We start from the raw sequence: 26,244 nt of genomic DNA on the forward strand, positions 1-26,244 counted from the left end.
ATGCTGCGGCCGGGGCCGCGGCCTACCCGCCGATCGCGCTCATGGGGCGGTCGGGCTGCAGGAACCCCGGGTCGTCGATGCCGTGCCCGGCGAGCTTGCCGCCGATCGAACGGCGCATGATGGCCGCGAGCACCTCGTCGCCCGCGCCCGAGCGCAGCGGTGACAGCAGGTCGTCTTCGGTGCGTGCGAACAGGCAGTTGCGGAACTGCCCGTCGGCCGTGATGCGCACCCGGTCGCACGCGCCGCAGAACGGGCGCGTCACCGACGCGATCACACCGACCGTCGCGGGGCCGCCGTCGACGAGCCAGCGCTCGGCCGGTGCCGCACCGCGCTCGCCGACCGGAGTCAGTTCGAACCGTTCGCCGAGCGCGGCGAGGATCTCATCGGCCTCGACCATCTGCACGCGCGACCAGACGTGCCCGGCATCGAGCGGCATCTGCTCGATGAACCGCAGTTCGGCGCCGATCGACACGGCGTAGGCGAGCAGGTCGGCGAGCTCGTCGTCGTTCTCGCCGCGCATGGCCACGGCGTTCAGCTTCACGGGTGCGAAGCCCGCGTCGATCGCCGCGCGGATGCCGGCGAGGACGTCGTCGAGCCGGTCGCGGCGTGTGAGGCGCAGGAATCGCTCGGGTCGCAGCGTGTCGATCGAGATGTTCATGCGCGCGAGCCCGGCCTCGCGCAGCGGCACGGCGAGCTCGGGCAGCCGCAGCCCGTTCGTGGTGAGCGACACCTCGAGCGGGCCGTCCTCGCCCTCGATCGCGGCCATCCGCCGCACCACGTCCACGACGTCGCGGCGCAGCAGCGGCTCGCCACCCGTGAGTCGCACCTCGGTCACGCCGAGCCCGGCGGCGACCCGCGCGAGCCGCTCGAGCTCGTCGGTCGTCAGGATGTTGTCCTTCGCGAGCCACGGCACGCCGTCTTCGGGCATGCAGTACGTGCAGCGCAGCGAGCAGCGGTCGGTCAGCGAGATCCGCAGGTCGCGGTGCACGCGCCCGTAACGGTCGACGAGGCCCGTCACAGCCCCACCCAGGCGGATGCTCCGTCGTGCTGCCACTGGCGCTTCCACACCGGCAGGTCGGTCTTGATGCGCTCGACGATCTCGCGGCACGCGGCGAACGCTTCGGCCCGGTGGGCGGAGGCGACGGCGACCACGAGCGCGTCGTCGCCGACGTCGAGATTGCCGATGCGATGGCTCACCGCGATCTCGAGAGTGTCGCCGTCTGCGGCTTCGGCGAGCCGGACCAGGATGCCGCGGAGCATCGTCTCGGCGTCGGGATGGGCCGTGTAGTCGAGCCCGACGACGCGGCCGTCGACCTCGGGGTCATGGTCGCGCACCTGGCCGATGAAGAGCGCGACGGCACCGGTGCGCGAACTGCGCACGGCGGCGAGGTGCGCGCCGACGTCGAGCACGTCGGCAGTGACCCTGGCGATGCGGATCATGCGTGGTCTCCCCCGTCGAGCTGCGCGATCGCGTGCGAGAGCACTCCCGCGATCAGGGTGACCCCGTCGCGCACGCCGCCGGTCGAGCCGGGCAGGTTCACCACGAGCGCCGGGCCTGCGGCACCGAGTGCCACGCCCGCGAGTCCGCGCGACAGCAGCGCCCCAGGGGCGGGCGCGCGTCGAAGCTGCTCGCCGATGCCGGGCAGTTCGCGTTCGAGCAGCGGGCGGGTGCCCTCGGGGGTGCGGTCGCGCGGGCCGATGCCCGTGCCGCCCGTCGTCACGACCAGACGCGCCCCGGCGGCGAGCGCCGATGAGATCGCGCCCTGCACCGAGTCGGCGCCGTCGGGAACGACGGCCGGCTCGCCGACGAGACATCCGGCTTCGCGAAGCATCCGTACCGCCAGCGGACCCGACGCGTCTTCGCGCACCCCCGCCGCCGCCCGGTCGCTGACCGTGACGACCGCTGCCGGAACTCCCGACGTGCCCGTGACCGACTCCATCCCGTCAGGCTAGTCGAGCCACGGCACGCCGGCGTTGCTCAGGCGTAATGGGTCGGAACTCCGACGCAGGTCGGCGCGTCTTCCTGAGAACGGTGCGTTCGCGCCGGCCCCCGAGAGCGGCGGTGAGGCGGTGTCCTCATTAATGCCGAATAGCGCTCGCACCGTGCGAACGCGGATGATGTCAGAGATGTCAGCGGCGCCGATTCGAGCGAGGAGTGGGGACGCAGGGGGCTCCTTCTCAGCGTCGCCGGCAGTAGGGGGCGACGGCCTCAGGGTGACCACCCTGAGGCCTCGTCGCTCGCTTTCGATGAGCATCGGTCTGCAGGTGGGCCTGCTCACCGTGCCATTCCTGCTGCTGGCTGCGTGGGTCCTCCCCGATCCGATCTCCCGAGCCGTCATCGTGGGATTCACGGTGGCGCTGATCGTCGCGGTCTCGTGGGTCTGGTTCCGCTATCGGCGCACCGAGGTGACCGCGAGCCGGTACGGCATCGTCGAGACCGGGTTCCTCGGCGGGGTGCACGTGGTACCCGCCCGCAGCATCGCCCGGATCATCCGGCTGCAGCTCTACCGGGGCACGAGCCTCGAGACCTCGAATCAGCTGTTCGCCGTCGACCGTGACGGCCACTGCCTGCTGCGGTTGCGCGGAGCGTTCTGGGACTGCGAGGCGATGGACGAGGTCTCCGCCGCCCTCGGCGTCGAGGAAGAGGTGCGACCCGAGCCCGTGACGACCGCCGAGCTGCGCCGCACCGACGCGCGGATGCTCTACTGGTGGGAGCGCGGGCTGCACGCTCGCACCGATGGCCAGCGCGGCGAGCGCTAGCTGGTCGCGATACCGAGCAGCGGCAGGTCGGCGCGATGCGTCGGCAGTTCGACGAAGCCGAGCCGGTCGTAGAACGCGCGGGCGTTCGTGTTCGCGGGGTCCATGCCGAGGTGCACCCCGGGCACCCCGCGGACGGCGAGCGCGGCCCGGAGCGTGTCGATGAGCGTGCGGCCGAGGCCGCGCCCCTGTGCCTCGGGCAGCAGGTCGATGTGCAGGTGCGCGGGGTGCGTCGCGAGGTCGGCGTTGCGCATGCGCTCGGGGTCGGCGCCGTCGCGCAGCAGGCTCGCCTCGGTGTACTTGGCGCCGGGGCGGGGAGCCGTGCCGGGGGCGGGATGGCGGGCGACGAAGCCCGGCGTCCACTCCCGCTGCCACCAGTCGATGAACGCCGCGGTGTCGGCTACGCCGATCACGTAGCCCACGACCGCCTCGTCGCCCGAGCGCAGCGGCGCGTCGGGGTCGTCCTCCGCGGCGTCGGGCTCGGCGGCCGGGCGCACGACAACCCACGCCAGTTCGGGCTGGGAGTCGACGTACGGCCACGCGAACACCTCGGCCATCAGCGTCTCGTCGGAGTACAGACCTCGCGCGTCGTCGCCGCCGGCAGCGGTGCGCACGCACACCTCACCGACCGCGGCGCGGTCGGCGGGCCGATAGGGACGGATCTCGTAGGTCACCGCGCGAGCCTACTCCGGACCCCGCGCGCGAGGCTGCTTCACCGGCGTCGCCGCGTGCCGAAGATGCCCTCGACGACGCTGGTGAGCACATCACGGGTCGCCTTCGATCCGAGCACCTGCTCGAGCATCGAGCCGGCCCCGCCCGAGCCCGACCTGGACGTCGACCGCGTCGTCGACCGCGACCGGTTCTTCGATGCGGTCTCACGCATGATGCGGTCGTACTCGGCCTGCGCGGCCTTCTGCTCCTTCGCCCGCTGCTTCTCGATCGCCGCCTGCTGCTTGGCGTACTCGGCGTCGGCGGCCGCCTTCGCCTTCGCGTCCTCGGCCGCCTTCGCCGCGGCGGCCGCGGCGTTCAGCTTCGCGGTGAGGATCTCGCCGGCCGACTCGCGGTCGACCGGGGTGCCGTACTTCGCCTGCAGCGGCGAGGCGGCGACGGCGGAGTCGATCTGCGCGTCGGGCGTGGGCGACATGAGGGCCTGCGGGGCGCGCAGGCGGGTCCACGCGACGGGGCTCGGCGCGCCGTTCTCGTTCATGACGGTGACGACCGCCTCACCGGTGCCGAGGCTCGTGAGCACGCTCTCGAGGTCGTACGCCGACTTCGGGTATGTCGAGACGGTGGCGCGCAGCGCCTTCGCGTCGTCGGGCGTGAACGCGCGCAGCTGGTGCTGGATGCGCGATCCGAGCTGGGCGAGCACGTCGGCCGGCACGTCCTTCGGGGTCTGCGTGACGAAGAACACGCCGACGCCCTTCGAGCGGATGAGCCGCACCGTCCGCACGATCTGCGCCTGGAAGTCCTTCGAGGCATCCGCGAACAGGAGGTGGGCTTCGTCGAAGAAGAACACCAGTTTCGGCTGGTCGAGGTCGCCGACCTCGGGCAGGTCGTTGAACAGGTCGGCGAGCAGCCACATCAGGAACGTCGAGTAGAGCGCGGGTCGGTCGGCCACGCCGGGTACCTCGAGCAGACTGATGATGCCGCGACCGTCGGATGCCACGCGCAGGAACTCGGCGGTGTCGATCTCGGGTTCGCCGAAGAACACGTCGGCGCCGGCCTCGGCGAACGCGACGAGCTCGCGCAGGATCACGCCGACCGTGGCTTTGGACAGGCCGCCGAGCGCGTCGAGCTCGCCCTTGCCTTCGTCGGAGACGAGGTACTGCAGCACGGCCCGCAGGTCGGCGAGGTCGAGCAACGCGAGCCCCTGGTCTTCGGCGTAGTGGAAGACGAGGCCGAGGCTCGACTCCTGGGTGTCGTTGAGGCCCAGCACCTTCGACAGCAGCAGCGGGCCGAACCCCGCGACGGTAGCCCGGATCGGGACGCCCCTGCCGATGCCGCCGAGCGAGAAGAACTCGACCGGGAAGCTCGCGGGCGTCCAGTCCTGCCCGATGCCCCGCGTGCGGGCGAGCAGCTTCTCGCTGCCCTCGCCCGAGGTCGCGAGCCCCGACAGGTCGCCCTTGATGTCGGCGGCGAACACGGCGACCCCGGCCGCGGAGAGCTGCTCGGCGAGCACCTGCAGCGTGCGGGTCTTGCCGGTGCCGGTCGCGCCCGCGACGAGCCCGTGCCGGTTCGTCATCGCGATCGGGATGCGCACCTGCACCGCGGGGTCGGCCTCGCCGTTCACGAGTGCGCCGAGCTCGAGCGCGGTGCCGTCGAACGCGTACCCGGCGGCGACCGCGCCCGCCTCCGCTGCGGTGAGCGGAGCATTCGGTCCCGGCGACTCCGGCACTGATGCGCCAGTGGCATCAGTGCCGGAGTCGCCGGCGGCGGATGCGGTGTCGGGTGCCGGCGCGGCCGACTCGCGAGCCGCGTCAGCGGCCACGTCAGCGGCGGCCTGCGCGGCGGCGGCCTGCGCATCGGCGGCGGCCTGCGCGGCGGCGGCGGCCTCCTCGGCCTTGCGGATCGCCTCCTGCGCCTGGCGCTGCAGTTCCTGTGCCGCTTCGGCCGCCGCCTGGGCGGCAGCCTGCGCCTTCGCGACCGCGTCGTCATCCCCCATGGGGCGATCCTAGCGACGGGGTGCGAGCGGGTGCAGGCTCGTCTCGGCGGCCTTCACGGCGAGCCACACCTCGCTGCCCGGCGCGAGCTCGAGCTCGGCGACGGCGGCGGCCGTCACGTCGGCGTGCACGGGCGGGGCGCCGAATCGCAGTCGCACCCCGCCGCCCGGCGACGGCTCGATCGCCGTGACGCGGTCGTGCCACACGTTGCGCAGGCTCGTCCGCTCGGGCCGCCGGGTCGCGACCACGACCGACGACGGACGGAAGACGGCGGCCGCCGACGCCCCCTCGACCAGCGGTTCGGCAGCGTCGCCGGTGAAGGTCGCCTCGCCCGCCACGACGATGCCATCGGCGGCGGCGCCGACGACGAGGTTCACGCCGGCGAGCGCGGCCGTGAACGGGCTGCGCGGCGCAGCCAGCACCTCGCGGGTGGGCCCGGTGTCGACGATGCGGCCGCGCTCGAGCACGGCGGTGCGGTCGGCGAGCACGACCGCGTCGATGACGTCGTGGCTCACGACGACGGCCGACGTGCCCGATGCGGCCAGCTGCTCGCGGAGCATCCAGCGCAGCTCGGGCACCACCTCCACGTCCAGCGACGCGAACGGCTCGTCCAGCAGCAGCAGCGCCGGGCGCGCCGCAAGGGCGCGTGCGATCGCAACCCGCTGCCGCTGCCCGCCGGACAGCTCGGCCGGGCGGCGGTGCGCCAGGCCGTCGAGCCCGACCCGGGCCAGCCAGGATGCGGCGAGCGCGGTCGCGTCGCGTCGGGGCATCCCGGCCGCGCGGGGACCGAACGCGACGTTCTCGAGGGCGGTCAGGTGCGGGAACAGGGTCGGATCCTGCCCGAGCAGCCCGATCCGGCGCCGCTCGGGGCGCACGAACGTCGACGACCGGTCGGATGCCTCGGCGAGCGTGCGACCGTCGAGCTCGATGCGGCCCGCGGCGGGGCGCAGCACGCCCGCGAGCAGCGCGAGCACGGTCGACTTCCCGGCGCCGTTCGGGCCGAGCAGGGCGAGCACCTCGCCCGCGCCGACCGCGAACGCCACCTCGAGGTCGAACCCGTCGCGCACGAGCCGCAGTCGCGCGTCGAGCGCACCGCCCGCCGCCGCGGTCGAGGCCGCCGGTTCGCGCGTCATCCGACGCTCCCGGGGCGCCAGCCGCGCACCAGCACGAGGATCACGATCGCCACGACCAGCAGGAGCAGCGACAGCGCCACGGCCGCCCCCTGCCCGACGCCCGAACCGTTGAACGCCGTGTAGATCGCGAGCGGCATGGTGCGGGTCGTGCCGGCGGCGTTGCCCGCGAACAGCGCGGTCGCACCGAACTCGCCGAGGGCGCGCGCGAAGCAGAGCACCGTGCCGGCGACCAGCCCCGGCGCGGCGAGCGGCAGCGTGACCCGGCGGAACGTCGTCCACCGGCCCGCGCCGAGCGTGGCGGCGGCCTGCTCGTACCGGGTGCCCGCGCTGCGCACCGTGCCCTCGACCGCCAGCACCAGGAACGGCAGCGCCACGAACGCCTGCGCGATCACCACCGCCGCGGTCGTGAACGGCAGCCGCAGCCCCAGCCCGGCGTCGAGCCACTGGCCGACGAGCCCCGTGCGCCCCAGCAGGAACAGCAGCGCGATACCGCCCACCATCGGCGGCAGCACGAGCGGAATCGTGACGAGCGCCCGCAGCCAGCCCGCGACCCGCGGCGTCGCACGGGCGATCACCAGCGCGAGGGGAACGCCGACCACGAGGCATCCGATCGTTGCGAGCGCACCCGTCACGAGCGAGAGCCGCAGCGCGTCGATCGCCTCGGGCGAGGTGACGTCGGCCGCGAGGGTCGACCAATCGACCCGCGCGACGAGCGCGGCCAGCGGCAGGACGAGGACGACGACCGCGAGCGCCGCGGGCACGAGCAGCAGCGGCGGGATCGCCCCGAGCGGCGACGGCTCGACGCGAGCACCCGCCCTGCCGCCGGCGCGGGTCACGGAGCGCCGAAACCGTACTCGGCGAGGAGCGCCTGCCCCTCGTCGCTCAGCACGAACGCGACGAACGCAGCGGCCACATCGGGGTTGCCCGCTGCGGCCAGCGCGGCGATCGGGTACCGGTTCACGACCTCGTCGGCGTTGGCCGGCACGATCGTCTCGACCTCGTCGCCCGCGGCGACCGCGTCGGTCGAGTACACCAGGCCCGCGTCGGCCTCGCCCGCACGCACCTTGGTGAGCACGGCGGTCACGTTCTGCTCCTCGCTGACCGGGGTCAGCGTCACGCCGTCGAGGTCGAGCAGCTGGTGCGACGCCGCGCCGCAGGGCACCTCGGGCGCGCACAGCACCACCTGCAGGTCGGGGTTCGCGAGGTCCTCGATCGCGGCCACGCCGCCCGGGTTGCCGGCGGGCACGACGATGCGCAGCGTGTTCGTCGCGAACAGCTCGGGGTCGGCCGCGAGCAGGCCCGCGTCGTCGACGGTCGCCATCGTGCGCTCGTCGGCCGAGGCGAACACGTCGGCCGGCGCCCCCTCGACGAGCTGGGTCGCGAGGGTCGACGAGCCGTCGTACACGATGGGCAGCACATCCACCCCGGGGTGCTCGGCCTCGAACTCGGCCGCGAGCTCGTCGAACGCGGCGGTGAGCGAGGCGGCCGCGTACACGGTCAGCTCGCCCTCGAGGGCGGGAGCATCGGATGTCTCCTCCGGCGCCGCGGACGTGGCGGTCGGGCTCGACGAGGCGCATCCGGCGAGGGCAGCGAGCAGGGCGAGCGCGGCACCGGCGCCGGCGGCGCGGCGGACGAGGCGGTTCGGGTTCACGGGGTTCCTCCGGGGGTTTCGACGATGACGGTGGTGGCTTTGACGACGGCGACCGCGAGCGACCCGACCTCCAGCGCGAGATCGTCGACGGCCTCGGCCGACATCAGCGACACGACCCGGTGCGGGCCGGCCTGGATGTCGACCTGGGCCATGACGCCGTCTCGCTGCACGCGAGTGACGAGCCCGACGAACCGGTTGCGGGCGCTGCGTGCGACGCCCGACGGGTCCTCGGCGGCGGACGCGAGGTCGACGGCACGGCGCGCGGCGTCCGCGCCGTCGACCACGAGGCGACCGTGTTCGTCGTGTTCGGCGGCGAGCACACCCTGGTCGACCCAGCGGCGCACGGTGTCGTCGCTCACGCCGAGCAGGCCGGCGACCTCGGAGATCCGGAATTGCGGCATGAATTGGAGGATAGTGCCGCAATTGCGGAGTTGTCGAGGCGGTCGAGCAGTGCGTCGCGCCTACGCCGACGCAGATTCCGGCACCGGCTCCGACTCCGGCGCCGGCAGCGCCCGCCCGGTCTCGAGGTACGACTTGAAGCTGGACAGCAGGTGCGGCCAGACCTCGCCGGCCTCGATCCGTGCCGGGTGCCCCTCGCTCCACTCGTCGCTCGTGAACGTCAGTTTCGTCAGCGCATCGCCCGCGGGCTCGATGCGCCACGTCATGCGGCTCACGAGGTCGGCGTGGTTCTCGCGGTACGTCGCCCCGGGGTGCTCGGTGAGCTGCAGCACGTGCGGCGCGTCGGCTTGGAGGACGTCGCCGTACACGTGCACGGTCTCGTCGCCGTCCTGACCGGGGCCGACATACTCGTACCGGGAGCCCGGAAGCAGGTCCCCGCGCAGCACACTGCCCCACATCACGGCGCGGTTGCCGGCGTCGCCGGTGATCGCCTCCCACACCTGCTCGGGCGTGGCGGCGACGTACAGGGTCATCTCGAATTCCACGGTGTTCTCCGTCTCGGCGTTCATGACCTCGACGCTACGGACGCGGCGGCCGCGCGGATTGAACGAACGCGACACCGCGGGTCGACGGTGTCGGCGGCCGGCCGTAGGTTGGCCGGGTGAGCACGCAGGGCGGCCAGTACTGGCGGGCGCGAGCGGGCGCGCCGCGCAGCCGCGGCGTCCTCGTGGCCGGGCAGGGCGCGCCCACCGTCGTCGAGGCCGCGCCCGGTGCGCCGCCCACGGCGGAGGAGCCGGTGCGGATGCCGCGGATCGCGCCGAACGAAGCGCTCGCCGGGCTCGTGCGGCACTACTGGATCCCCCGCTGGCGGTTGCCGCCCGGTCGGGCGGCGACGCAGCGCGTGCTCGAGTACCCCTCGGCGAACCTCGTCGTCGAGCCCGGCACCACCGCCGCGGTGCACGGCCCGTCGATCGGCCTCGCTGAGCGCACGCTCGAGGGCGAGGGGTACGCCTTCGGCGTCGCGCTGCAACCCGGTGTCGCGCCGCTGCTGACGGGCCGACCGGCGCGCGAGATCGTCGGCGCCGCAGTGCCCGTGCCGGGCCTCGACGGCCTGTCGCGCACGGTGGCCGACGCGGTCGACGCCGGGCTCGACCACGCCGCGGTCGAGACCTTCGAACGCTGGTTCGCCGCACGCGATCTGCGCCCCTCCCCCGACGCGCGGCTGGTGCGAACGGTGATCGCGCAGGCCGAAGACGACCGGTCGATCGTGCGGGTCGAGCAGCTCGCCGCGTTCGCGGGGGTCGGTGTGCGCCGGCTCGAACGCCTGGTGCGCGAACAGCTCGGGCTGACGCCGCGGTGGCTCATCCGCCGGTATCGGTTGCAGGAGGCCGCGACGCGGCTCGCGGCATCCGACCCGCTCGACCGCGCGGGCACCCTCGCCGACCTGGCCGCCGAACTCGGCTACGCCGATCAGGCGCACTTCACGCGCGAGTTCCGCACCGTGATCGGCGTTCCGCCGGGTCGCTACCTGCGCGAGGCGACCGCGGGCAGGATGGACGCATGAGCTCTGTCGGGCCGTCCTCGCCCGGGCGTCGCGCCGAGGGCGCGCTGCTGGCCAAATGGATGCTTCGCCACGACGGCGAGCCGCTGACGACCGCGTCGAGCCGGCTCATCCCCGTGCGCACCGCCGACGGCGAGCCCGCCATGCTGAAGCTCGCGCACGTCGAGGAGGAGGAGCGCGGCGCCCACCTGCTCGCCGCGCTCGACGGGCACGGCGCCGCGCGCGTCCTGCGTCTCGAGGGCGCCGCGGCCCTGCTCGAGCGCGCCACCGGGCACGGCGACCTGGCGCGGCTGCCCGCGCAGGGGCGCGACGACAAGGCCACGAGGATCATGTCCCGCGCGGCGCAGCGGCTGCACGATGCATCCCGCCTCGTGTTCGACGCGTCCGACCCGCCCGAGCTCATCGACCTGCGCACCTGGTTCCGCGAGCTGTTCGCGCGGGCTGATGCGCAGAGCGCGCTGCATCGGCGCGGCGCGGATCTCGCGAATGCGCTGCTCGACGACGGCCCCGAGCCGTCGGTGCTGCACGGCGACGTGCACCACGGCAACGTGCTCGACTTCGGCGCACGCGGTTGGCTGCTCATCGACCCCAAGGCGCTCGTCGGGGACGCGCTGTTCGACTTCTGCAATCTGCTCTGCAATCCGTCGCTCGAGTTCGCGCTCCGCCCCGGGCGGCTCGAGCGCCAGTTCGCGGTCGTCGTGCACTCGGCGCGGCTCACGGTCGACGATGCCGCACGGCTCGGGCACTGGCTCGTGGCGTGGTGCGCGCTGTCGTCGACGTGGTTCGAGATCGCCGACGACCCCGGGCGGGCCGCGCAGGTCGCCGCGATCGGCGAACGGGCAGTCGCCGCCGGGCTCGGCTGAGCCGACCCGTTGCGCCCGAACCGGCCCGGAGGGTGATCGCGTCTTGAGTGCCGCCTATCCCGATGCCCGCGCGTAGGCCCACGACCAGTCCCTCGCGAACGTGCCGACCCTCGCACGGCTCGAAGCGTTCGCCTTCCAGGCGCACCCCGAGATCGTCGAGTCGTTCGGTGCCGAGGGGCGGTCAGCGGTCAGCGCTGCTCAGCGGTCGGCGCTGCTCAGCGGTCGGCGCTGCTCAGCGGTCGGCGCTGCTGATGCCGGCCGGCACGTCGGTCGCGGCGGGCTGCGCCGTCGCCGACCACAGGCCGCCGACCACGGCGGCCGCGGCGCACCAGACGGCCGCCCAGGCGACCACGGGCACGGGCCGCACACGGACCTGCATCGATGAGCGGGCAGACATGGGATCCGACGGTACGCGAGCCCGCCTGACCGAAAGCTGAGCACCGCTCACCTGCGCGACGTGCGCGATCCGGTCACCGCGCCTCGAGATCGGGGTCGTCGGCAGTGAACACGTAGTCGCCGCGCGCATCGAGCTCGGGTCGCAGCCCGCCGGCGGACGCCGCCGCGAACGCGACCCGGCTGCGCTCGCGCAACTCGCGCGCGATGTCGGGCGCGCCCTCGCGCACCGCCTCGAAGTCGGCGACGAGCGCGAGTCCCTCACCGTCGGCATGCCACGCCGGCTGGGGCCGACGCTCGAGCGCCCGCCGCACGCGCGGCGAGTCGAGCCGCCAGCGCACCTCGAACCGATCGCTGCGGTCGTCGAGGTTGATCGCGTCGCGCAGCTCGCCGTAGAAGTCGGGCAGATAGGCGCCGACCTCGGCCCCGAGCCGGACCAGGTTCATGCGGGCGTTGCGCCGGATGAGCGGATCGTACGTCCAACGGATCTCGTCGACGCCGTGCGCGAGGCACACCGCTCGCTGCCGCAGCTTCAGCGCGACGCCGACACCCCGGCCCCGGTGGGCCGGGTCGACGGCGTTCATGTGGGAGTGCAGGTGGATGCCTCCGGCCCAGCCGAGGAACCCGAACGCGGCCCCGACGATCGGCCCGGATGCGTCGGCCGACGCCGGCGGCGGTGCATCCCGCCCCGAAGCATCCGTGCCCGGTGCATCCCGCCCCGAAGCATCCGTGCCCGGCGTCGCCGGAACCGCGACCAGCACCGTCGCACCCGCGTATCCGGCCGCCCGCAGCAGCGACCGGTCGGGCCCGGTGCCCGCGCCCCAGGTGGCCTCGAACCGGGCGATCACCGCATCGAGCTCATCGGCGCGCGCGGCCCTGGTGACGACGCCCACGGTCGCGTCCTCGGCATCCGCTGCCGCCGCAGCCGCGCCCGACGTCGAGGAGTCGGTCGGGTCGATCATGCGGCGAGACGATCCTGCATGCCCCAGGCCTGCCCGTAGCCGCCCTCGTCCTCAGGACGGGCCATCAGCTCGAGGAACGGCACCGCGTCGAACGCCTCGGGGCCGAGCACGCCGCTGCCCGCCCACGTGCCCGACGCGAGCAGCTCGAGCGCGATCACGGGGTTGAGGGCCGTCTGCCAGACGACGCACTGGGCCTCGTACTCGCGCATCGTCCACTCGTTGTCGCTCACGTGGTACAGGTACACCTCGCGCGGCGCGCCCTCGCGGCCGGTGCCGGTCACCCACAACCCCGCGCACGTCTTGCCGGTCATTCGAGGGCCGATCGTGGCCGGATCGGGCAGGGCTGCCGCGACCACATCGCGCGGCGCGACCTCGACCGGGCCGGACACGCCGGCTGCGGCGCCGCGCACCCGGATCGGGGTCGTCGAGTCGAGGCCCAGCAGGTGCAGCGTCCGCAGCACGCCGATGAACTCCTCGCCGAGGCCGTACTTGAACGTCACCCGCTTCGCGTCGACCCAGCGCGGCATGAGCAGCACCTCCTCGTGCTCGACGTTCACGCACTCGACCGGGCCGATGCCTTCGGGGAACTCGAACACCTCGGGCTCGCTGAACGGCGGCGTCGTATACCAACCCGTGTTCTCTTCCCAGATCACGGGTGGGTTCAGGCACTCCTCGATCGTCGTCCAGATGCTGAACGACGGCGCGAAGATCTCGTTGCCGGCCTCGTCGCGCACCACGAGGTTCGCGCCGTCACGGGTGCCGAGCTCGTCGATCTCGCTGAACAGACGGTCGGCGGCGTAGCGGGCGAACACGTCGCTGAGCCCCGGCTCCACCCCCATGCCGACGAGCGCGAGCCTGCCCGCCTGCTCCCAGTCGCTCGCCTGCGCGAACTGGTCGTCGCCGAGCTTCACACCCGTCTGCGCGTACGGGTCGGTCGGGTGCGGCTCGGACAGGCTCATCGCCATGTCGAGATAGTCGGCTCCGGCGGCGAGCGCGCCCGCGAACACGGATGGCACGAACTTCGGCTCGACCGCGTTCATCACGTGCGTGGTGTCGTGCGCGCGGGCGACCTCGGCGACGCGCTCGGGATCGCTCGCGTCGACCTGCGCCGTGGCGAACCGTGCGGCGAGGTCGTCACCGTGCTTCGCGCGGATCCACTCGACGGTGCGCTGTGCCCGTGCCTCGTCGTAGTCGCTCACGACGAGCAGTTCGAAGAAGTCGCGCCGCGCGGCGATCTTGGCGATGGCGTCGCCGACCCCTCCGGCGCCGATGAGGAGGATGCGCATGCCTCGACGCTAGCGCGCCCCACGGCATCCGTCATGCCCGCTCGTCCGCGCTCCCCCGTCCCCGTCCCGCGCTCCCCCGTCCCCTCCCGCGCTCCCCCGTCCCCTCCCGCGTTCCCCGTCCCCTCCCGCGTTCCCCGTCCCCTCCCGCGTTCCCCGTCCCCTCCCGCGCTCCCCGTCCCCTCCCGCGCTCCCCGTTCAGCGGATCAGGAATTCCTGCGGGGGTGGCGGCGTGTCGTGGCGTGACACACCGGCACCCCTCCCGTTTTTCCTGATCCGCTGAAGGGGCGCAGCAGGGAAGGGTGCAGCAGGGATCTGGGCGCGGGAAGCGTCAGCGGGGGCGGCCGGCCTTGGCGTCGGCGACGGTGCGCGCAACGGCGGCGGCGATCATGGGCCAGTCGTCGATGACGCGCACGGCCGCCACTCTGATCACCGGCATGCCGAATGCCTGCGCGATGAGGGTGCGATCGCGATCGGCGACGAACTGCTGCCGCGTGCGGTGGTGCGCCCACCCGTCGATCTCGTAGAGCACCACGCCGTCGATGATGCCGTCGAAACGGCCGTGGCCGGCGAGCTGGAACTGCGGCTGCACGTCGAACCCGCCCGCGCGGAGCCGTCGCACGAACAGCGTCTCGACCCCCGACTCGAGACGCCCGCAGAGCTCGTCGACCCGAACCCCCGTTCGTCGCGGAGCATCCGCGATGATGCGCTCGACCTCGCCGCGGCGGAGCATCCGCTCGTGGATCGCGGAGTCGACGACCGCCTGCGCGTGCTCGGAGTCGAGGCAGCGCACGGCCTCCGCGAGCGCGGTGCGCGGTGAGACGAGCCAGTCGAGCGACCCCGTGGCATCCGCCTCGAGCCCCCAGTGCACCGTTGCGGGCGCTGTCGGATCGCTCAGCCGGATCTCGCGTCGCTGCCGGTCGGGCAGACGCGGATGCCACACGGCCGGCGCCGGAACGAATGCGGTCGGGTTCAGCCCGTCGATCGCCCGCCGCGACGCGTTGCGGGCGAGATGCACGTGCAAGCCGTCGCCGATGCCTGCCCACACGCCGTAGCGGGCGAGCGCCGACGTGCATCCGAGGCGGCCGCCGATCGCGACGGCCCGCCGCTGCTCGGCGTCGGCGGCGGGCGTCGCGTACCAGCCCGGCTTGAGCCGGATCAGCGATCCGCCACGAACCTCGGCACGGAGGTCGGCATCACGGACGCCGTAACGCCGCAACCGGCTGATGTGCGCCACCTCGCCGAGACGGCCGAGGACGAAATGCGGGTCGAGCATCCGATGAGCGTGCCAGCCGGTCATCGTCATGCCCGGGCCGGCACGGGCGACCTGGGGCCGATCATGCCGCCGACGCGCCTGTGGAGGAGCGCTCAGGGTGGTCACCGCCCGCGCCGTACCTTCACCGGATCAGGAATTCCTGCGGGGTTGTCGGTGTGTCGTGACCCGACACGCCGGCACCACCGCCGTTTTTCCTGATTCGCGGAGGGGGGCGCGAGGCGGGGGGGGGCGGGGCGGGGGCGGGGGATGGGGAGCGGGGGGTGGGGTGCGTGGGGTAGGGAGCGTGGGGTGGGGAGCGCGGGATGGTGCGCGGGGGATGGTGCGCGCGGGATGGTGCGCGCTACAGGCCGACGCGCGCCAGGAAGGGGTTCGTGAATCGGCGGTCGGGGTCGAGGCGGGCGCGCAGCGCGCGGAAGTCGTGCCAGCGGGGGTAGCGTGCGGCGAGGTCGCCGGCCGACAGCGCGAACAGCTTGCCCCAGTGCGGGCGAGCCGTGGCGGGCAGCGCCGCCTCCAGATCGGGCAGCAGCGCCTCGACGGCCGGCTGGTCGGCGACCCACGTGAAGTGCAGCGCCACCACGTCGACGCCGTACGCCATGCTCAGCCACAGGTCGTCGGCGCGCACCGTGCGCACCTCGCAGACCTGCAGCAGCGGGGCGATGCGCGGCGCGAGCCGGCGCACCGCCTCGATCGCGGCCACCGCGTCGGCGCGCGGCACCAGGTACTCGCTCTGCAGTTCGTCACCGGCCGACGGGGTGAACTCGAGCCGGAAGTGCGGCAGCCGCTCGAACCACGGCCCCGGTACGCCGAGCTGGGTCGTGCAGGCCTCGGTTCCGGCGCCGGGAATCGGATGCCTCGGGCCGGCAGCGGCGGTCGCACCGAGTGCCTCGGCGCCCGCCGCGGCCGACGCGATCATTGCGACGAGCGTCTCGTCGACGGGAGCGTCCTCGTCGGCCGCGGGATCGGCGAGTGGGCGGGCGGCCGTGGCACGAGGCATCCGCTGCTTGACCCAGAGCTGGTCGGCGACGTCGGCGTTCTGCCAGGTGGTGAAGATGCTGACGCTCGTGCCGAGCGCGGTGACCGCGTCGAGGTCGGCGAGGATCGCGTCCCAGCGGGGGCCGTCGAACACGGTCTGCGCCACCTCGTATGAGGGCTCGACGTCGAGTTCGAGCGAGACGACCACGCCGAGGGCGCCGAGCGAGACGACCGCGCCCGCGAAGTCGGCGTCGCCGCGACGCAGCGTGACGATCTCGCCGTCGGCCGTCACGAGCGTGAGCGCCCGCACGGCGCTCGCGAGCGAGCCGATACCGTCGCCCGAGCCGTGGGTGCCCGTCGCGACGGCGCCCGCCACCGAGATGTGCGGAAGCGACGCGAGGTTCGCGAGGGCGAGCCCGCGCTCGTGCAGCAGCGGCGCGAGTTCGCCGTACCGTACCCCGCCCGCGACGCGCACGGCGACCGTCGACCCATCGTCGCCCGCGACCTCGGCGAACTCGACCGGCAGGCCGTCGGTCGCGATCAGCGTGCCGTCGGTGTCGGCGAGGTCGTTGAACGAGTGCCGGCTGCCGAGCGCGCGCACCGGGCCGGGTTCGCCGAGGATGCTCCGCAGCTCGTCGACGCTCGTCGGGCGCACCAGGCGGCGCGCCGAGTACGACAGGTTGCCGGCCCAGTTGCGGCCGGGGCCGCGCCCGGCGCCGGCGCGCTCCGTGGCATCCGTCTCGGTCATGCGCATCCTCTCGCGGTCGCTGCACTCACCAGCGCAGCACGGGCCATCCGTCGGCGTCCCACTCGAGCGGCACGAGCGCGAGCTGGAACTGCCCGTTCAGGTCGCCGTCGTAGTAGTGCAGCGCCATCATGCCATCGGCGACCGACTGCCCGCCCGGGCCGATGCGCGATCCGTCGGTCTCGGCGAGGATCGTGCCGCCGTCCTCGAGCAGCGGCACGCCGTCGCGGTCGACGTACGGCCCGGTGATGTCCGACGCCCTGCCGACTGCGATCTTGTACGTGCTCTCCGCGGCCCGGCAGCAGGAGTCGCGCGAGACGAACAGGAACCAGTCGCCGTCGTGCTCGACGAGGTACGGTGCCTCGATCGCGTTCGGCGGGGCGCCGCGGTCGGCCAGGCGCAGCGGCTCGGCCAGGCGCAGCGGTTCGGCGTCGGGCTCCGAAGCATCCGGATGCCCCGCCGCGGTGCCGGCCCGCAGCCCGCTCGGCCACTCGAGCTCGACCATGCGGATGCCGCTCCAGAACGAGCCGAACGCCATCCAGGGCGTGCCGTCGTCGTCGGTCGCGACGCCGGGGTCGATCGCGTTGAAGTCGTCGGCCGGCGTCGATGCGATCACCGGACCCCGATCGACCCACTCGTAGGCCGGATCGTCGGGGTCGAGCGTCGTGTTCGTCGCGAGCGCGATGACCGACGTGTTCTTGCCGAACGTCGACGCCGAGTAGTACAGGTACCAGGTGCCGTCGTGTTCGACGAGCTCGGGTGCCCAGAGGTTCGTCACGCCCTTGACCTGCTCGCGCAGCCACTCGGGCTTGGTGTCCCACACCTCGCCGGCGTAGCGCCAGGTCGTTCCGTCGGTCGACGAGCGCACCTGGATGTTGCCGTTCGCCACGGTCTGGTTGCCGGTCGAGTACACGAACCAGGTGTCGCCCTGCTTCGCGAGCGCCGGGTCGTGGGTCATCAGGTCGCCGGTGAGCTCGGGCGCGCCGCCGCCCGCACACCCGGCGAGCGCGAGCGTCAGGACGCCGGCCGCGAGCACGCCCGCGGCCCTCGCACGCCCGGCGGGCGCCGCGACATCCGCGCGTCCCTTTCGCGGATCAGGAAGAACGCGGGTGATGCCGGCGTGTCGGGGCGCGACACGCCGAAACCACCGCAGGAATTCCTGATCCGCGATCGCGCGGGGGCCGGCGAGCGGCCGGCTCAGCCGCGCGAGCGGCCGGCTCAGCCGAGCGAGAGCGCGGTCCACGAGACCGGGGGCAGGGTGATCGTGAGCTCGCCGCCGGCGATCGTCGCGGTGTCGTTCGTCTGCAGCGTCACGCGCTCGCGCTCGTCGAGCGTGTTCTTCGCGTACACGTCGTCGTCGGCGATCAGGTGCGACTCGAGCACCGAGATGTCGCCGAGCGAGGCGATGTCGATCGTGAGGGTCACGGGTTCGGTCTGCGAACGGTTCACCAGGAACACGGCGGATGCTCCGCTGTCGGCGTCGTGCGTCGCGACCGCGTCGACGAGCGGTACCTCGCCGTACTCGGCGGTCGAGTAGGTCGGAGCGTCGAGCTTCAGCTGCAGCGCCTCACCCCGGGCGAGGCGCGACGTGATCGAGAACGGGAAGAAGGTGGTCTGCCGCCATGCCGGGCCGCCGGGCTCGGTCATGATCGGCGCGATGACGTTCACGAGCTGCGCGAGCGACGCGCTGCGCACCCGGTCGGCGTGGCGCAGCAGCGAGATCATCAGGTTGCCGAACACGACCGCGTCGGCGACCGAGTACACGTCTTCGAGTAGGCGCGGCGCGACCGGCCAGTTGTCGATGCCCTCGATCTTGTCGACGCCGTGGAATCGGTCGATGTACCAGACGTTCCACTCGTCGAACGAGATGTCGATGGTCTTGGCGCTGCCCACCACCGCCTTCACGTGGTCGGCCGTCGCGACGACCGTCTCGATGAACCGGTCCATGTCGACGGCCGATGCCAGGAACGAGCCGAGGTCGCCGTTCTTCTCCTCGTAGTAGGCGTGGCACGAGATGTAGTCGACGTCGTCGTAGGTGTGGGTGAGCACGACCCGTTCCCACTCGCCGAACGTCGGCATGTGCGCGCTCGACGAGCCGCAGACCACGAGTTCGACCGACGGGTCGAGCTGGCGCATCGCCTTCGCGGTCTGCGAGGCGATCTTGCCGTAATCGTCCGCCGACCGGTGCCCGAGCTGCCAGGGGCCGTCCATCTCGTTGCCGAGGCACCACATCTTCACGCCGAACGCGTCGGCCTTGCCGTTGTCGATGCGCTGCTGGGACAGCGTCGTGCCGCCCGAGATGTTCGTGTACTCGAGCAGGTCGAGCGCCTCGAGCGTGCCGCGCGTGCCGAGGTTGACCGCGAGCATGAGGTCGCTGCCGACCTTCGCGAGCCAGTCGTCGAACTCGTGCAGGCCGACCTCGTTCGTCTCGGTCGAGTGCCACGCCAGGTCGAGCCGGCGCGGGCGCTCATCACGCGGGCCGACCGAGTCCTCCCAGCGGAACCCCGACACGAAGTTGCCGCCCGGGTAGCGGATCGTCGACACCCCGAGCTCCTTCACGAGGTCGATCACGTCCTGTCGGAACCCGTCGGGGTCGGCGGTCGGGTGGCCGGGCTCGTAGATGCCGTCGTAGACGTGACGGCCGAGGTGCTCGACGAAACCGCCGAAGACGCGGCGGTCGATGCGGCCGACCGAGAAGTGCGGGTCGATGGTGAGGCGAGCGGTGGGCATGGTGGTTCTCCCGTTGGTCGAGTGGATCGGTCTGCGGGGATGCCTCGTCGAGGCATCCGTGGATTCGGAGGAAACGAGGGCGAGCGCTACTTCACACTGCCGAGCGTGAGCCCGCCCTGCCAGTAGCGCTGCAGGAACAGGAACGACAGCAGCAGCGGCACCACCGAGATGAAGGCGCCCGAGGTGATGAGGTTCCACACCTGTTCGCCGCCGGCGCCGGCGTTCGACAGCGCGAGCCAGCGGTTGAGGCCGACGGTCACCGGCAGCAGGTCGGGGTTGGTGAGCACGGCGAGCGGGAGGAAGAAGTTGTTCCAGGTGCCGACGACGCTCAGCAGCAGCACGGTCACGATCGCGGGCCGCAGCAGCGGCACGACGATGGTGCGGAAGGTGCGCCACTCCCCCGCGCCGTCGATGCGGGCGGCCTCGAGCAGTTCGTCGGGCACCGCGTCCTGCGTGTAGACGCGCATCAGGTAGACGCCGAAGGGGTTGAGCAGGCTCGGCAGGATGACGGCCCACGGGGTGTTGATGAGCCCGTACTGGCTGAGCAGCATGAAGGTGGGGATGACGAGCGCGGTGAGCGGCACCATGACCGACCCGAGAATCATGCCGAACACCGCGGTGCGGCCCCTGAACCGGTACTTCGCGAACCCGTACCCGGCGAGCACCGCGACGATCGTCGCCCCGAGTCCGGCCGAGAACGCGTACAGGAACGAGTTGCCGAGCCAGCGCCAGTAGATGCCGCCCTGGTGCTCGAACAGGCCGACCACGTTCGCGAAGAACGCGAGCGGGTCGTCGAACCAGAGCGCGGGGCTCGAGAACAGGCTGCCGGTGCTCTTGGTGGCGGCCACGAACAGCCACCAGATCGGCACGACGAAGTAGATCGCCATGATGATCAGCAGCACGTGCGAGCCGATGCGGCGGCCGCCGGCCGTGCCGGAGCGTCGGGCGCGTTCCTGGCGGCGCAGCGCGCGCGTGTCGGCGACGGTCATGGCCCGGGTGTTCGCGTCGGTCGCGGCGGGGAGGACGGCCATCACTTCAGTCCGTTCTGCTTGCGGGTGAGGAACAGGAACCCGAAGGATCCGAGGAAGACGAGGATGCCGAGCGAGAACGCGATGGTGGCCGCGTAGTTGAACTGGCTGTAGCTGAAGGCCAGCGCGAACGCGTACATGTTCGGCGTGTAGTCGGCGGGCAGGGCACCGGATGCCACGCTGCGCAGCACGGTCGGCTCGGTGAAGAACTGCAGCGTGCCGATCAGGGCGAAGGTGATGACCATGATCATCGACGACGAGATCATCGGCACCTTCACCCGGGTCGCGATCTGGAATCCGCTGGCGCCGTCGATGCGCGCCGCCTCGTAGATCGCCGGGTCGATGGCGCGCAGTGCGGCGTAGATCACGATCATGTAGTAGCCCGACCACTGCCAGGTCACGATGTTGACGAGCGAGAAGAAGATGTTGTCGCTCGAGAGGAAGTTCGGCGCGTCGAGACCGAACAGGTCGAAGATCGTCGACGCCGGGCCGAACCTGGGGCTGTAGAGGAAGCTCCACATGAGCGCGCCGATGACGACCGGGATCGCGTACGGCGCGAAGATCAGCAGGCGCGAGGCCTTCGACAGCCAGGTCGCGAGGGTGTCGAGCAGCAGGGCGGCGACGCCCGCGACGATGAGCTGCGCCGGGATCATCACGATCGCGTAGAGCAGCACGCGGCCCATGCCCCCGAGGAACAGCGGGTCGGTGAAGGCCTTCAGGTAGTTGTCGATGCCGACGAACTTGGTGCCCGTCGCGAGCGTCGAGCTGAACAGGCTCATGCCGAACGCATACACGAGCGGGAAGACGAGGAACGCGGCGAACACCACGAGGAACGGGGCGATGAACAGCCAGCCGACGTTCTGCCGGCGCTCGATGCCGCTGCGGCGACGGCGCTGGCCGCCCGCCGGGCGCTGGGGTGCCGACGCGGGCGCGTCGACGGCCTGGGTGGTCATGGGATCTCTTCCTGGTGCGGATGTCACGAGCGGATGTCACGAGCGGATGCGCCGTGGCATCCGCCTGGGAACGATGCGAGGTGGGCCGGCCCGACCTCGCCGGGCCGGCCCATCGGCCTACTTCAGTTCGAAGCCCTGCTCGGTGGCGTAGGTCTCGAGCGTCGCCTGCAGGTCGTCGAGTGCCGTCGAGGCATCCTTCGACCCGTCGACCACCACCGCCGTGACCTCCTGCTGGAGCTGGTCGTACGCGTAGTTCTGGAACGGGCTGAACGTGAAGCCCGCGTATCCGGCCGCGGCGTCGAGGAACACGTCCTTGTTGATCTGCTGTCCGCCGAAGAACGGGTACTCGAGGTCGCGGAAGTAGTCGGACTCGAGGATCGGCTTCCACAGCGGGAACAGCGCGGCCTGCTCGATGCCGATCTTCCACGCCTCCTCGGTGCCGAAGACCTCCTTGGCGACGACCGCGGCCGCCTCCGGGTCCTTCGCCTGGCTGGTCACCGCGAACGTCGAGCCGCCCCAGTTGATCTGCACGGGGTTCGACGCGTCCCACTGGGGAACCGGCGCCGCCTGCCAGACCGCGTTCTCGTCGGTGCCCTCGAGGCCCTGCAGGTAGCCGGGGCCCCACGCCGCGGCGACGTAGATCGCGTAGGTGCCGTCGACGAGCATGGTGTTGTAGTCGGCGGTGAACGCCTCGTCGACCGCGACGAGACCCTGGTCGGCCAGGTCGGCCCAGAAGCTCAGCGCGTCCTTCGAGCCCTGGTCGGCGACGTCGATGCCGATCTCGCCGGGCTTCGCGTTGTCGTAGTCGAAGGGCACCGAGCCCGCCTGGGCGAAGAGCGCCTGGGTGTAGGCGCGGCCGTTCGGCGGGAAGTCGGCGAGCACGCCGGGGGCGCCCGCATCCTTCAGCGTCTTGGCGGCGGCGGCGAACTCGTCCCACGTGGTGGGCACCGGGATGCCGTACTGGTCGAGGATGTCCTTGCGGTAGAGCATGCCCATGGGGCCGCCGTCGACCGGGATCGCGTAGACCGCGTCTCCCGACGAGACGTCCTTCCAGGCGCCCTCGGTGTAGTCGTCTTTCACCTCGGCGGCGCCGTACTCGCTGAGATCCACGAGGGCGTCACGGATCGAGAAGCTCGAGAGCACCTCGGCCTCGAGCATGATGACGTCGGGCGCGCCCGAGCCCGATTCGATGGCGGTCGAGAACTTGGTGTACTCGTCGTTGCCCTGGCCCGCGTTGGTCCAGCAGATCTGCACGTCGTCGTGGTTCTGGTTGAACAGGTCGACGACCTCTTCGAAGGCGGGGTACCAGGCCCACACGCTGACCTGGGTGGCGTCGGGGTTCACGATCTCGTTGGTGCACGATTCGGCGGCGTCGCCGGCGCTGCACCCGGTGAGCGCGGCGGCCGCGACGGCGACGACGCCGGACGCGGCCAGGAGCTTCGACTTCATGGCTGTGATTCCTCTCGCGGTGTGTGGACACCGTTGTCGCTGGCGATGGGTTCGGACCGGCGAGGAGAGGAGGCTCCACGCTGAGTCCGACAATCTACAACGTTGTAGGTAAACGTTGTAGATGACATCTTGGGGCGAGAAGGGCGACCCTGTCAAGCGCTGCCGACCCGGGTTCGAGCGCGCTCGCACGTGGGTGCCGCGCCCGCCGATCAGGCCGCAGATATCTCGACGGCCGGCGCCGACTCGCGCACCTCGATGCGGTAGTCGGCCAGCAGCAGGCGCGGCGGCGTCGCCTCGCCCGCGCCCGCGATGCGCTCGAGCAGGGTGGTCACCGCCGTGCGCGCGATCCAGTCCTGGCCGGGATGCACCGTGGTCAGCGACGGGATCGAGTACCTGGCTTCGTCGAGGTCGTCGAAGCCGATCACCGCCACATCGTCGGGCACCCGCCTGCCCGCCTCCTGCAGCACGCGCATCGCGCCGAGCGCGAGCGTGTCGTTGAGCCCGAACACCGCGTCGAACTCGACCCCGCGGGCGAGCAGCTCGCGCATCGCCGTGGCCCCGTTCGCGCGGTGCCACAGGGTCGTGAAGCCGACGATGTCGGCGTCGAACGGGATACCGGCCGCGGCGAGCGCCTCGCGGTAGCCCCGCAGGCGCAGCCCGGCCGACCCGATCACCTCGCCCTCGTGCGCACCGATCACGGCGATCCTGCGCCGGCCCGCGGCGATGAGGTGCTCGGTCGCGGCGCGCGCCGCCTCGATGTTGCGCATCGTGACGTGGTCGGCTGGGCCGTCGAAGATGCGCTCGCCCAGCACCACCAGCGGGTACGGCACGTCGAGGAACGCGACATCCTCCTGCGACATGCCGAGCGGGCTGAAGATGAGCCCGTCGGTGAGCTTCAGCCGCTGGCTCTTCAGCAGCTCGATCTCGCGATCGCGGTCGCCGTCGGTCTGCTCGACGAGCACCACCGCGCCGGCATCCTCGGCGGCGGCGATGACCGCGGCGGCGAGCTCGGCGAAATAGCTGAGCGACAGGTCGGGGATGGCCAGCGCGATGGCCCCGGTGCGACCCGAGCGCAAGTTGCGCGCGGTGAGGTTCGGCGTGTAGCCGAGCTCGCCGATCGCGCGTTCGACGCGCTCACGTGTCTCGGGGCGCACGTGCGGGTAGTCGTTGATGACGTTCGAGACCGTCTTGATCGAGACGCCGGCGAGCCGGGCGACGTCGTGCAGAGTCGCAGCCATGGCCACCTTTCTGATCGATCAACCCTACAACGTTGTAACGCCCCGACCCGGGAGCAGGTCACGGGCGCGTTCGGCCCGTCGGCGGCGTCACGTTCGCCTGTGCGCGTTCGGCGTTGCGTCGCGACATCCGCTCGATCCGGCCCAGGCGCTCGCGCTCGAGCGGGCCGGCGAACACCGCCCACACCAGCAGCGCCGCGCCGGCGCCGACCAGCGCACCGCCGATCGTGTCGGTGACCCAGTGGACGCCGAGGTAGGTTCGGCTCACCGCCATCAGCACCGTGTACGCGACCCCGGCCGCCCACACCCGGGCCCGAGGCATGATCACCCCGACGACGACCGCGATCGTCGCGGCGTTCGCCACGTGACCCGAAGGAAACGACCCGAAGTCGGAGGTGACCAGCATGTCCTCGGGGCGGTCGCGGCCGAACAGCTCCTTCAGCAGCTGCACGATCGCCGCACTCACGACCGATGCGAGCACGAAGTAGAGCGCCGCCCAGGGTCGTCCCAGCACCACGAGCAGAATCGCGCTGCCCGCCGGGATGAGGATCACCCCGACGATGCCGCCGCCCAGCCAGTTCATGAAGCCGGCCAGCACGTCGCCCACCGGGCCGCGGATCGTGAGCACCTCCTCGGCCCATTCCTCGTCGATCGGCATCGGAAGGCCACCGCCGCGCAGCATGATCAGTGCTCCCAGCCCGAACGCCAGCACGATCGCCGTGAGCCCGACCGCGATCGGCACGCGGCGCCGGAAGCGCCGCACCCGCGATTCGCGCATCTCCCGGCTCATCTGCCCACCGTACCGACCCCGGCACCGTCGCGACCCGGTCGATGCAGTCGGCCCGGTCGGCCCGGTCGATGCAGTCGACTCAGTCGACTCAGTCCGCGAGCGGGGGAACCGTACGCGGCCGCACGAGCGTCCACAGCGCGGTGATCGCGACCAGGCTGGCGAGCACCTGCACGAACGCCATCGGCACCGCGCTGCCCACCCCGAGCATGCCGATGAACGGCGAGATGAGCCCGGCGAGCCCGAAGTTCAGCGCACCGAGCAGCGAGGCGGCGGTGCCGGCCTCGGCGCCGTGGTTCGCGAGCGCGAGGATCTGCACCGCCGGGAACGAGAACCCGCACGCCGTGATGTAGACGAACAGCGGCACGGCGGTGCCCCAGAACCCGACGCCCGCCGTGTCGAGCGCCATGATCGTGAGCGCCATCGCGAGGTGCACGATCGTCGTGACCGCCAGGATCCACTGGGGTCCGACCCGGCCGCGCATGAGCCGAGAGCTCGTCTGCACGCCGATGATGATGCCGACCGAGTTGACGCCGAACAGCAGGCCGTACTGCTGCGGCGTGAAGGCGTACACCTCCTGGAAGAGGAACGACGACGTCGAGAGGTAGCCGAACAGGCCGGTGAAGGTCATGCCGCCCGCGATCGCGGCGCCGAGATAGACCCGGTCGCGGAAGAGCACGCCGTAGCGCTGGCGCACCGTCGAGTGCCCCGCCACGTGCCGGCGCTCGGCGGGCAGCGTCTCGCGGATCGAGAACCCGACCGCCAGCACCACGAACAGGCCGTAGCACGCGAGCACCCAGAAGACACCGCGCCAGTCCATGACCGCGAGCAACTGCGACCCGATCACGGGCGCGAGCACCGGCGCGAGGCCGTTCACGAGGGCGAGCCGCGAGAGCATTTTCACGAGCGGCTTGCCGCCGAACAGGTCGCGCACCATCGCCATCGCGACCACGCCGCCCGCCGCAGCGCCGAATCCCTGCAGCAGCCTGAACACGCTCAGCCACACGATGTCGGGCGCGAGCGCCGCGGCGATCGAGGCGGCGATGTGCAGGCCGGTCGCCAGCAGCAGCGGCAGGCGACGACCGACCTTGTCGCTCCACGGCCCGACGATGAGCTGCCCGAAGCCGAATCCGACCATGGTGCCGGTGAGGGTGATCTGCACAGCAGCCGGCCCGACCCCGAACTCGTCCTGCAGCACCGGGAACGCCGGCAGGTACAGGTCGACGGTGAATGGCCCGAGGGCGGTGAGCGCGCCGAGCACGAGCACGTAGACGAGTCGGCGCCGCGGCGAGAGCAGGTCGCCCGGGTGTGCGTGTGCGCGCAGGTCGTCGGGGCGGATGATCGGAATGGATGCGGTCGACATGGGTTCCTGGGGCGTGGCGGGCGGCCTCGAATCGATTCGAATCG

At 72.2% G+C, this 26,244-nt stretch carries 26 protein-coding genes; 3 read left to right on the top strand and 23 right to left on the bottom strand.

What is annotated here, in order from left to right:
* Positions 1-22: 22 nt before the first annotated feature.
* Genes moaA through FLP10_RS04195 form a run of 3 tightly spaced genes read right to left on the bottom strand, consistent with a single transcriptional unit; the run spans position 23 to position 1,940 of the window.
* Positions 23-1,054: a GTP 3',8-cyclase MoaA gene (gene moaA, locus FLP10_RS04185; RefSeq protein ID WP_210418471.1), complete on the bottom strand. Its 1,032-nt coding sequence runs from the start codon at positions 1,052-1,054 to the stop codon at positions 23-25.
* Entirely contained in the window at positions 1,015-1,440 is a 426-nt protein-coding gene (locus tag FLP10_RS04190) for a molybdenum cofactor biosynthesis protein MoaE (protein WP_149159731.1), read from the bottom strand. The genes moaA and FLP10_RS04190 overlap by 40 nt, the downstream gene beginning before the upstream one ends.
* Complete coding sequence (locus FLP10_RS04195) at positions 1,437-1,940, bottom strand: MogA/MoaB family molybdenum cofactor biosynthesis protein (RefSeq protein WP_149159732.1); 504 nt, start codon at positions 1,938-1,940, stop codon at positions 1,437-1,439. Before FLP10_RS04195 ends, FLP10_RS04190 begins: the two co-directional genes overlap by 4 nt.
* Before the next feature lie 307 nt (positions 1,941-2,247).
* On the opposite strand from FLP10_RS04195, the gene FLP10_RS04200 reads away from it, so the two are divergent.
* Positions 2,248-2,760, top strand: a complete 513-nt coding sequence (locus FLP10_RS04200) for a hypothetical protein (RefSeq protein ID WP_149159733.1) — start codon at positions 2,248-2,250, stop codon at positions 2,758-2,760.
* Here FLP10_RS04200 and FLP10_RS04205 read toward each other — a convergent pair.
* From FLP10_RS04205 to FLP10_RS04235, 7 genes are read right to left on the bottom strand one after another with little or no spacing between them, the layout of a single operon-like run.
* A complete protein-coding gene (locus FLP10_RS04205) occupies positions 2,757-3,431 on the bottom strand; it encodes a GNAT family N-acetyltransferase (protein ID WP_149159734.1) in 675 nt (224 codons plus the stop codon). The genes FLP10_RS04200 and FLP10_RS04205 overlap by 4 nt on opposite strands.
* 38 nt (positions 3,432-3,469) lie before the next feature.
* Positions 3,470-5,419, bottom strand: a complete 1,950-nt coding sequence (locus tag FLP10_RS04210; RefSeq protein WP_149159735.1) for a helicase HerA-like domain-containing protein — start codon at positions 5,417-5,419, stop codon at positions 3,470-3,472.
* Between the two features lie 9 nt (positions 5,420-5,428).
* Complete coding sequence (locus FLP10_RS04215; protein WP_149159736.1) at positions 5,429-6,550, bottom strand: sulfate/molybdate ABC transporter ATP-binding protein; 1,122 nt, start codon at positions 6,548-6,550, stop codon at positions 5,429-5,431.
* Positions 6,547-7,386 (bottom strand): ABC transporter permease, encoded by an 840-nt coding sequence (locus FLP10_RS04220; protein WP_149159737.1) that lies wholly within the window; start codon positions 7,384-7,386, stop codon positions 6,547-6,549. The genes FLP10_RS04215 and FLP10_RS04220 overlap by 4 nt, the downstream gene beginning before the upstream one ends.
* A complete protein-coding gene (gene modA / locus FLP10_RS04225) occupies positions 7,383-8,201 on the bottom strand; it encodes a molybdate ABC transporter substrate-binding protein (RefSeq protein ID WP_149159738.1) in 819 nt (272 codons plus the stop codon). Before modA ends, FLP10_RS04220 begins: the two co-directional genes overlap by 4 nt.
* Positions 8,198-8,602 (bottom strand): TOBE domain-containing protein, encoded by a 405-nt coding sequence (locus FLP10_RS04230; protein WP_149159739.1) that lies wholly within the window; start codon positions 8,600-8,602, stop codon positions 8,198-8,200. The genes modA and FLP10_RS04230 overlap by 4 nt, the downstream gene beginning before the upstream one ends.
* A 60-nt stretch (positions 8,603-8,662) precedes the next feature.
* The gene (locus FLP10_RS04235; protein WP_149159740.1) at positions 8,663-9,169 is read right to left on the bottom strand and encodes an SRPBCC domain-containing protein; all 507 of its coding nucleotides are present in this window, start codon (positions 9,167-9,169) and stop codon (positions 8,663-8,665) included.
* A 92-nt stretch (positions 9,170-9,261) separates the two neighbouring features.
* On the opposite strand from FLP10_RS04235, the gene FLP10_RS04240 reads away from it, so the two are divergent.
* Positions 9,262-10,164: a helix-turn-helix domain-containing protein gene (locus FLP10_RS04240; RefSeq protein ID WP_149159741.1), complete on the top strand. Its 903-nt coding sequence runs from the start codon at positions 9,262-9,264 to the stop codon at positions 10,162-10,164.
* Positions 10,161-11,024: an aminoglycoside phosphotransferase family protein gene (locus FLP10_RS04245; RefSeq protein ID WP_149159742.1), complete on the top strand. Its 864-nt coding sequence runs from the start codon at positions 10,161-10,163 to the stop codon at positions 11,022-11,024. Before FLP10_RS04240 ends, FLP10_RS04245 begins: the two co-directional genes overlap by 4 nt.
* Positions 11,025-11,256: 232 nt before the next feature.
* Here the strand turns inward: FLP10_RS04245 and FLP10_RS17360 are convergent, their stop codons facing one another.
* The 13 genes from FLP10_RS17360 to FLP10_RS04310 form a co-directional block, all read right to left on the bottom strand.
* Positions 11,257-11,421, bottom strand: coding sequence for a hypothetical protein (locus tag FLP10_RS17360; RefSeq protein WP_168209098.1), 165 nt, complete (start codon positions 11,419-11,421; stop codon positions 11,257-11,259).
* A gap of 73 nt (positions 11,422-11,494) precedes the next feature.
* Positions 11,495-12,379 (bottom strand): hypothetical protein, encoded by an 885-nt coding sequence (locus FLP10_RS04250; RefSeq protein ID WP_149159743.1) that lies wholly within the window; start codon positions 12,377-12,379, stop codon positions 11,495-11,497.
* Entirely contained in the window at positions 12,376-13,665 is a 1,290-nt protein-coding gene (locus FLP10_RS04255; protein ID WP_149159744.1) for a saccharopine dehydrogenase family protein, read from the bottom strand. The genes FLP10_RS04250 and FLP10_RS04255 overlap by 4 nt, the downstream gene beginning before the upstream one ends.
* Before the next feature lie 328 nt (positions 13,666-13,993).
* Entirely contained in the window at positions 13,994-14,938 is a 945-nt protein-coding gene (locus FLP10_RS04265; protein ID WP_149159745.1) for a hypothetical protein, read from the bottom strand.
* Between the two features lie 340 nt (positions 14,939-15,278).
* A complete protein-coding gene (locus FLP10_RS04270; RefSeq protein ID WP_149159746.1) occupies positions 15,279-16,658 on the bottom strand; it encodes a D-arabinono-1,4-lactone oxidase in 1,380 nt (459 codons plus the stop codon).
* A gap of 25 nt (positions 16,659-16,683) precedes the next feature.
* Entirely contained in the window at positions 16,684-17,691 is a 1,008-nt protein-coding gene (locus FLP10_RS04275) for an arabinan endo-1,5-alpha-L-arabinosidase (protein WP_246150191.1), read from the bottom strand.
* A gap of 182 nt (positions 17,692-17,873) precedes the next feature.
* Positions 17,874-19,385, bottom strand: coding sequence for an arabinosylfuranosidase ArfA (gene arfA / locus FLP10_RS04280; RefSeq protein ID WP_149159747.1), 1,512 nt, complete (start codon positions 19,383-19,385; stop codon positions 17,874-17,876).
* An 86-nt stretch (positions 19,386-19,471) separates the two neighbouring features.
* A complete protein-coding gene (locus FLP10_RS04285; protein WP_246150193.1) occupies positions 19,472-20,416 on the bottom strand; it encodes a carbohydrate ABC transporter permease in 945 nt (314 codons plus the stop codon).
* Positions 20,416-21,366 (bottom strand): carbohydrate ABC transporter permease, encoded by a 951-nt coding sequence (locus FLP10_RS04290; protein WP_149159748.1) that lies wholly within the window; start codon positions 21,364-21,366, stop codon positions 20,416-20,418. Before FLP10_RS04290 ends, FLP10_RS04285 begins: the two co-directional genes overlap by 1 nt.
* 117 nt (positions 21,367-21,483) lie before the next feature.
* Complete coding sequence (locus FLP10_RS04295) at positions 21,484-22,815, bottom strand: ABC transporter substrate-binding protein (protein ID WP_149159749.1); 1,332 nt, start codon at positions 22,813-22,815, stop codon at positions 21,484-21,486.
* A gap of 209 nt (positions 22,816-23,024) precedes the next feature.
* Entirely contained in the window at positions 23,025-24,053 is a 1,029-nt protein-coding gene (locus FLP10_RS04300; protein ID WP_149159750.1) for a LacI family DNA-binding transcriptional regulator, read from the bottom strand.
* Between the two features lie 58 nt (positions 24,054-24,111).
* Positions 24,112-24,840, bottom strand: coding sequence for a phosphatase PAP2 family protein (locus FLP10_RS04305; RefSeq protein ID WP_149159751.1), 729 nt, complete (start codon positions 24,838-24,840; stop codon positions 24,112-24,114).
* Between the two features lie 88 nt (positions 24,841-24,928).
* On the bottom strand, positions 24,929-26,200 hold the full coding sequence (locus tag FLP10_RS04310; RefSeq protein WP_149159752.1) for a multidrug effflux MFS transporter: 1,272 nt from the start codon (positions 26,198-26,200) through the stop codon (positions 24,929-24,931).
* Positions 26,201-26,244: the final 44 nt, after the last annotated feature.

The organism is Agromyces intestinalis, assembly GCF_008365295.1.
Lineage (GTDB): Bacteria > Actinomycetota > Actinomycetes > Actinomycetales > Microbacteriaceae > Agromyces > Agromyces intestinalis.

Excerpts from the sequence above, each read along its gene's own strand:
- FLP10_RS04190 (WP_149159731.1), bottom strand. The coding sequence starts at position 1,440 with ATGATCCGCATCGCCAGGGTCACTGCCGACGTGCTCGACGTCGGCGCG.
- FLP10_RS04195 (WP_149159732.1), bottom strand. The coding sequence starts at position 1,940 with ATGGAGTCGGTCACGGGCACGTCGGGAGTTCCGGCAGCGGTCGTCACG.
- FLP10_RS04200 (WP_149159733.1), top strand. The coding sequence starts at position 2,248 with ATGAGCATCGGTCTGCAGGTGGGCCTGCTCACCGTGCCATTCCTGCTG.
- FLP10_RS04210 (WP_149159735.1), bottom strand. The coding sequence starts at position 5,419 with ATGGGGGATGACGACGCGGTCGCGAAGGCGCAGGCTGCCGCCCAGGCG.
- FLP10_RS04215 (WP_149159736.1), bottom strand. The coding sequence starts at position 6,550 with ATGACGCGCGAACCGGCGGCCTCGACCGCGGCGGCGGGCGGTGCGCTC.
- FLP10_RS04230 (WP_149159739.1), bottom strand. The coding sequence starts at position 8,602 with ATGCCGCAATTCCGGATCTCCGAGGTCGCCGGCCTGCTCGGCGTGAGC.
- FLP10_RS04235 (WP_149159740.1), bottom strand. The coding sequence starts at position 9,169 with ATGAACGCCGAGACGGAGAACACCGTGGAATTCGAGATGACCCTGTAC.
- FLP10_RS04245 (WP_149159742.1), top strand. The coding sequence starts at position 10,161 with ATGAGCTCTGTCGGGCCGTCCTCGCCCGGGCGTCGCGCCGAGGGCGCG.
- FLP10_RS17360 (WP_168209098.1), bottom strand. The coding sequence starts at position 11,421 with ATGTCTGCCCGCTCATCGATGCAGGTCCGTGTGCGGCCCGTGCCCGTG.
- FLP10_RS04250 (WP_149159743.1), bottom strand. The coding sequence starts at position 12,379 with ATGATCGACCCGACCGACTCCTCGACGTCGGGCGCGGCTGCGGCGGCA.
- FLP10_RS04255 (WP_149159744.1), bottom strand. The coding sequence starts at position 13,665 with ATGCGCATCCTCCTCATCGGCGCCGGAGGGGTCGGCGACGCCATCGCC.
- FLP10_RS04265 (WP_149159745.1), bottom strand. The coding sequence starts at position 14,938 with ATGCTCGACCCGCATTTCGTCCTCGGCCGTCTCGGCGAGGTGGCGCAC.
- FLP10_RS04270 (WP_149159746.1), bottom strand. The coding sequence starts at position 16,658 with ATGACCGAGACGGATGCCACGGAGCGCGCCGGCGCCGGGCGCGGCCCC.
- arfA (WP_149159747.1), bottom strand. The coding sequence starts at position 19,385 with ATGCCCACCGCTCGCCTCACCATCGACCCGCACTTCTCGGTCGGCCGC.
- FLP10_RS04285 (WP_246150193.1), bottom strand. The coding sequence starts at position 20,416 with ATGGCCGTCCTCCCCGCCGCGACCGACGCGAACACCCGGGCCATGACC.
- FLP10_RS04290 (WP_149159748.1), bottom strand. The coding sequence starts at position 21,366 with ATGACCACCCAGGCCGTCGACGCGCCCGCGTCGGCACCCCAGCGCCCG.
- FLP10_RS04295 (WP_149159749.1), bottom strand. The coding sequence starts at position 22,815 with ATGAAGTCGAAGCTCCTGGCCGCGTCCGGCGTCGTCGCCGTCGCGGCC.
- FLP10_RS04300 (WP_149159750.1), bottom strand. The coding sequence starts at position 24,053 with ATGGCTGCGACTCTGCACGACGTCGCCCGGCTCGCCGGCGTCTCGATC.
- FLP10_RS04305 (WP_149159751.1), bottom strand. The coding sequence starts at position 24,840 with ATGAGCCGGGAGATGCGCGAATCGCGGGTGCGGCGCTTCCGGCGCCGC.
- FLP10_RS04310 (WP_149159752.1), bottom strand. The coding sequence starts at position 26,200 with ATGTCGACCGCATCCATTCCGATCATCCGCCCCGACGACCTGCGCGCA.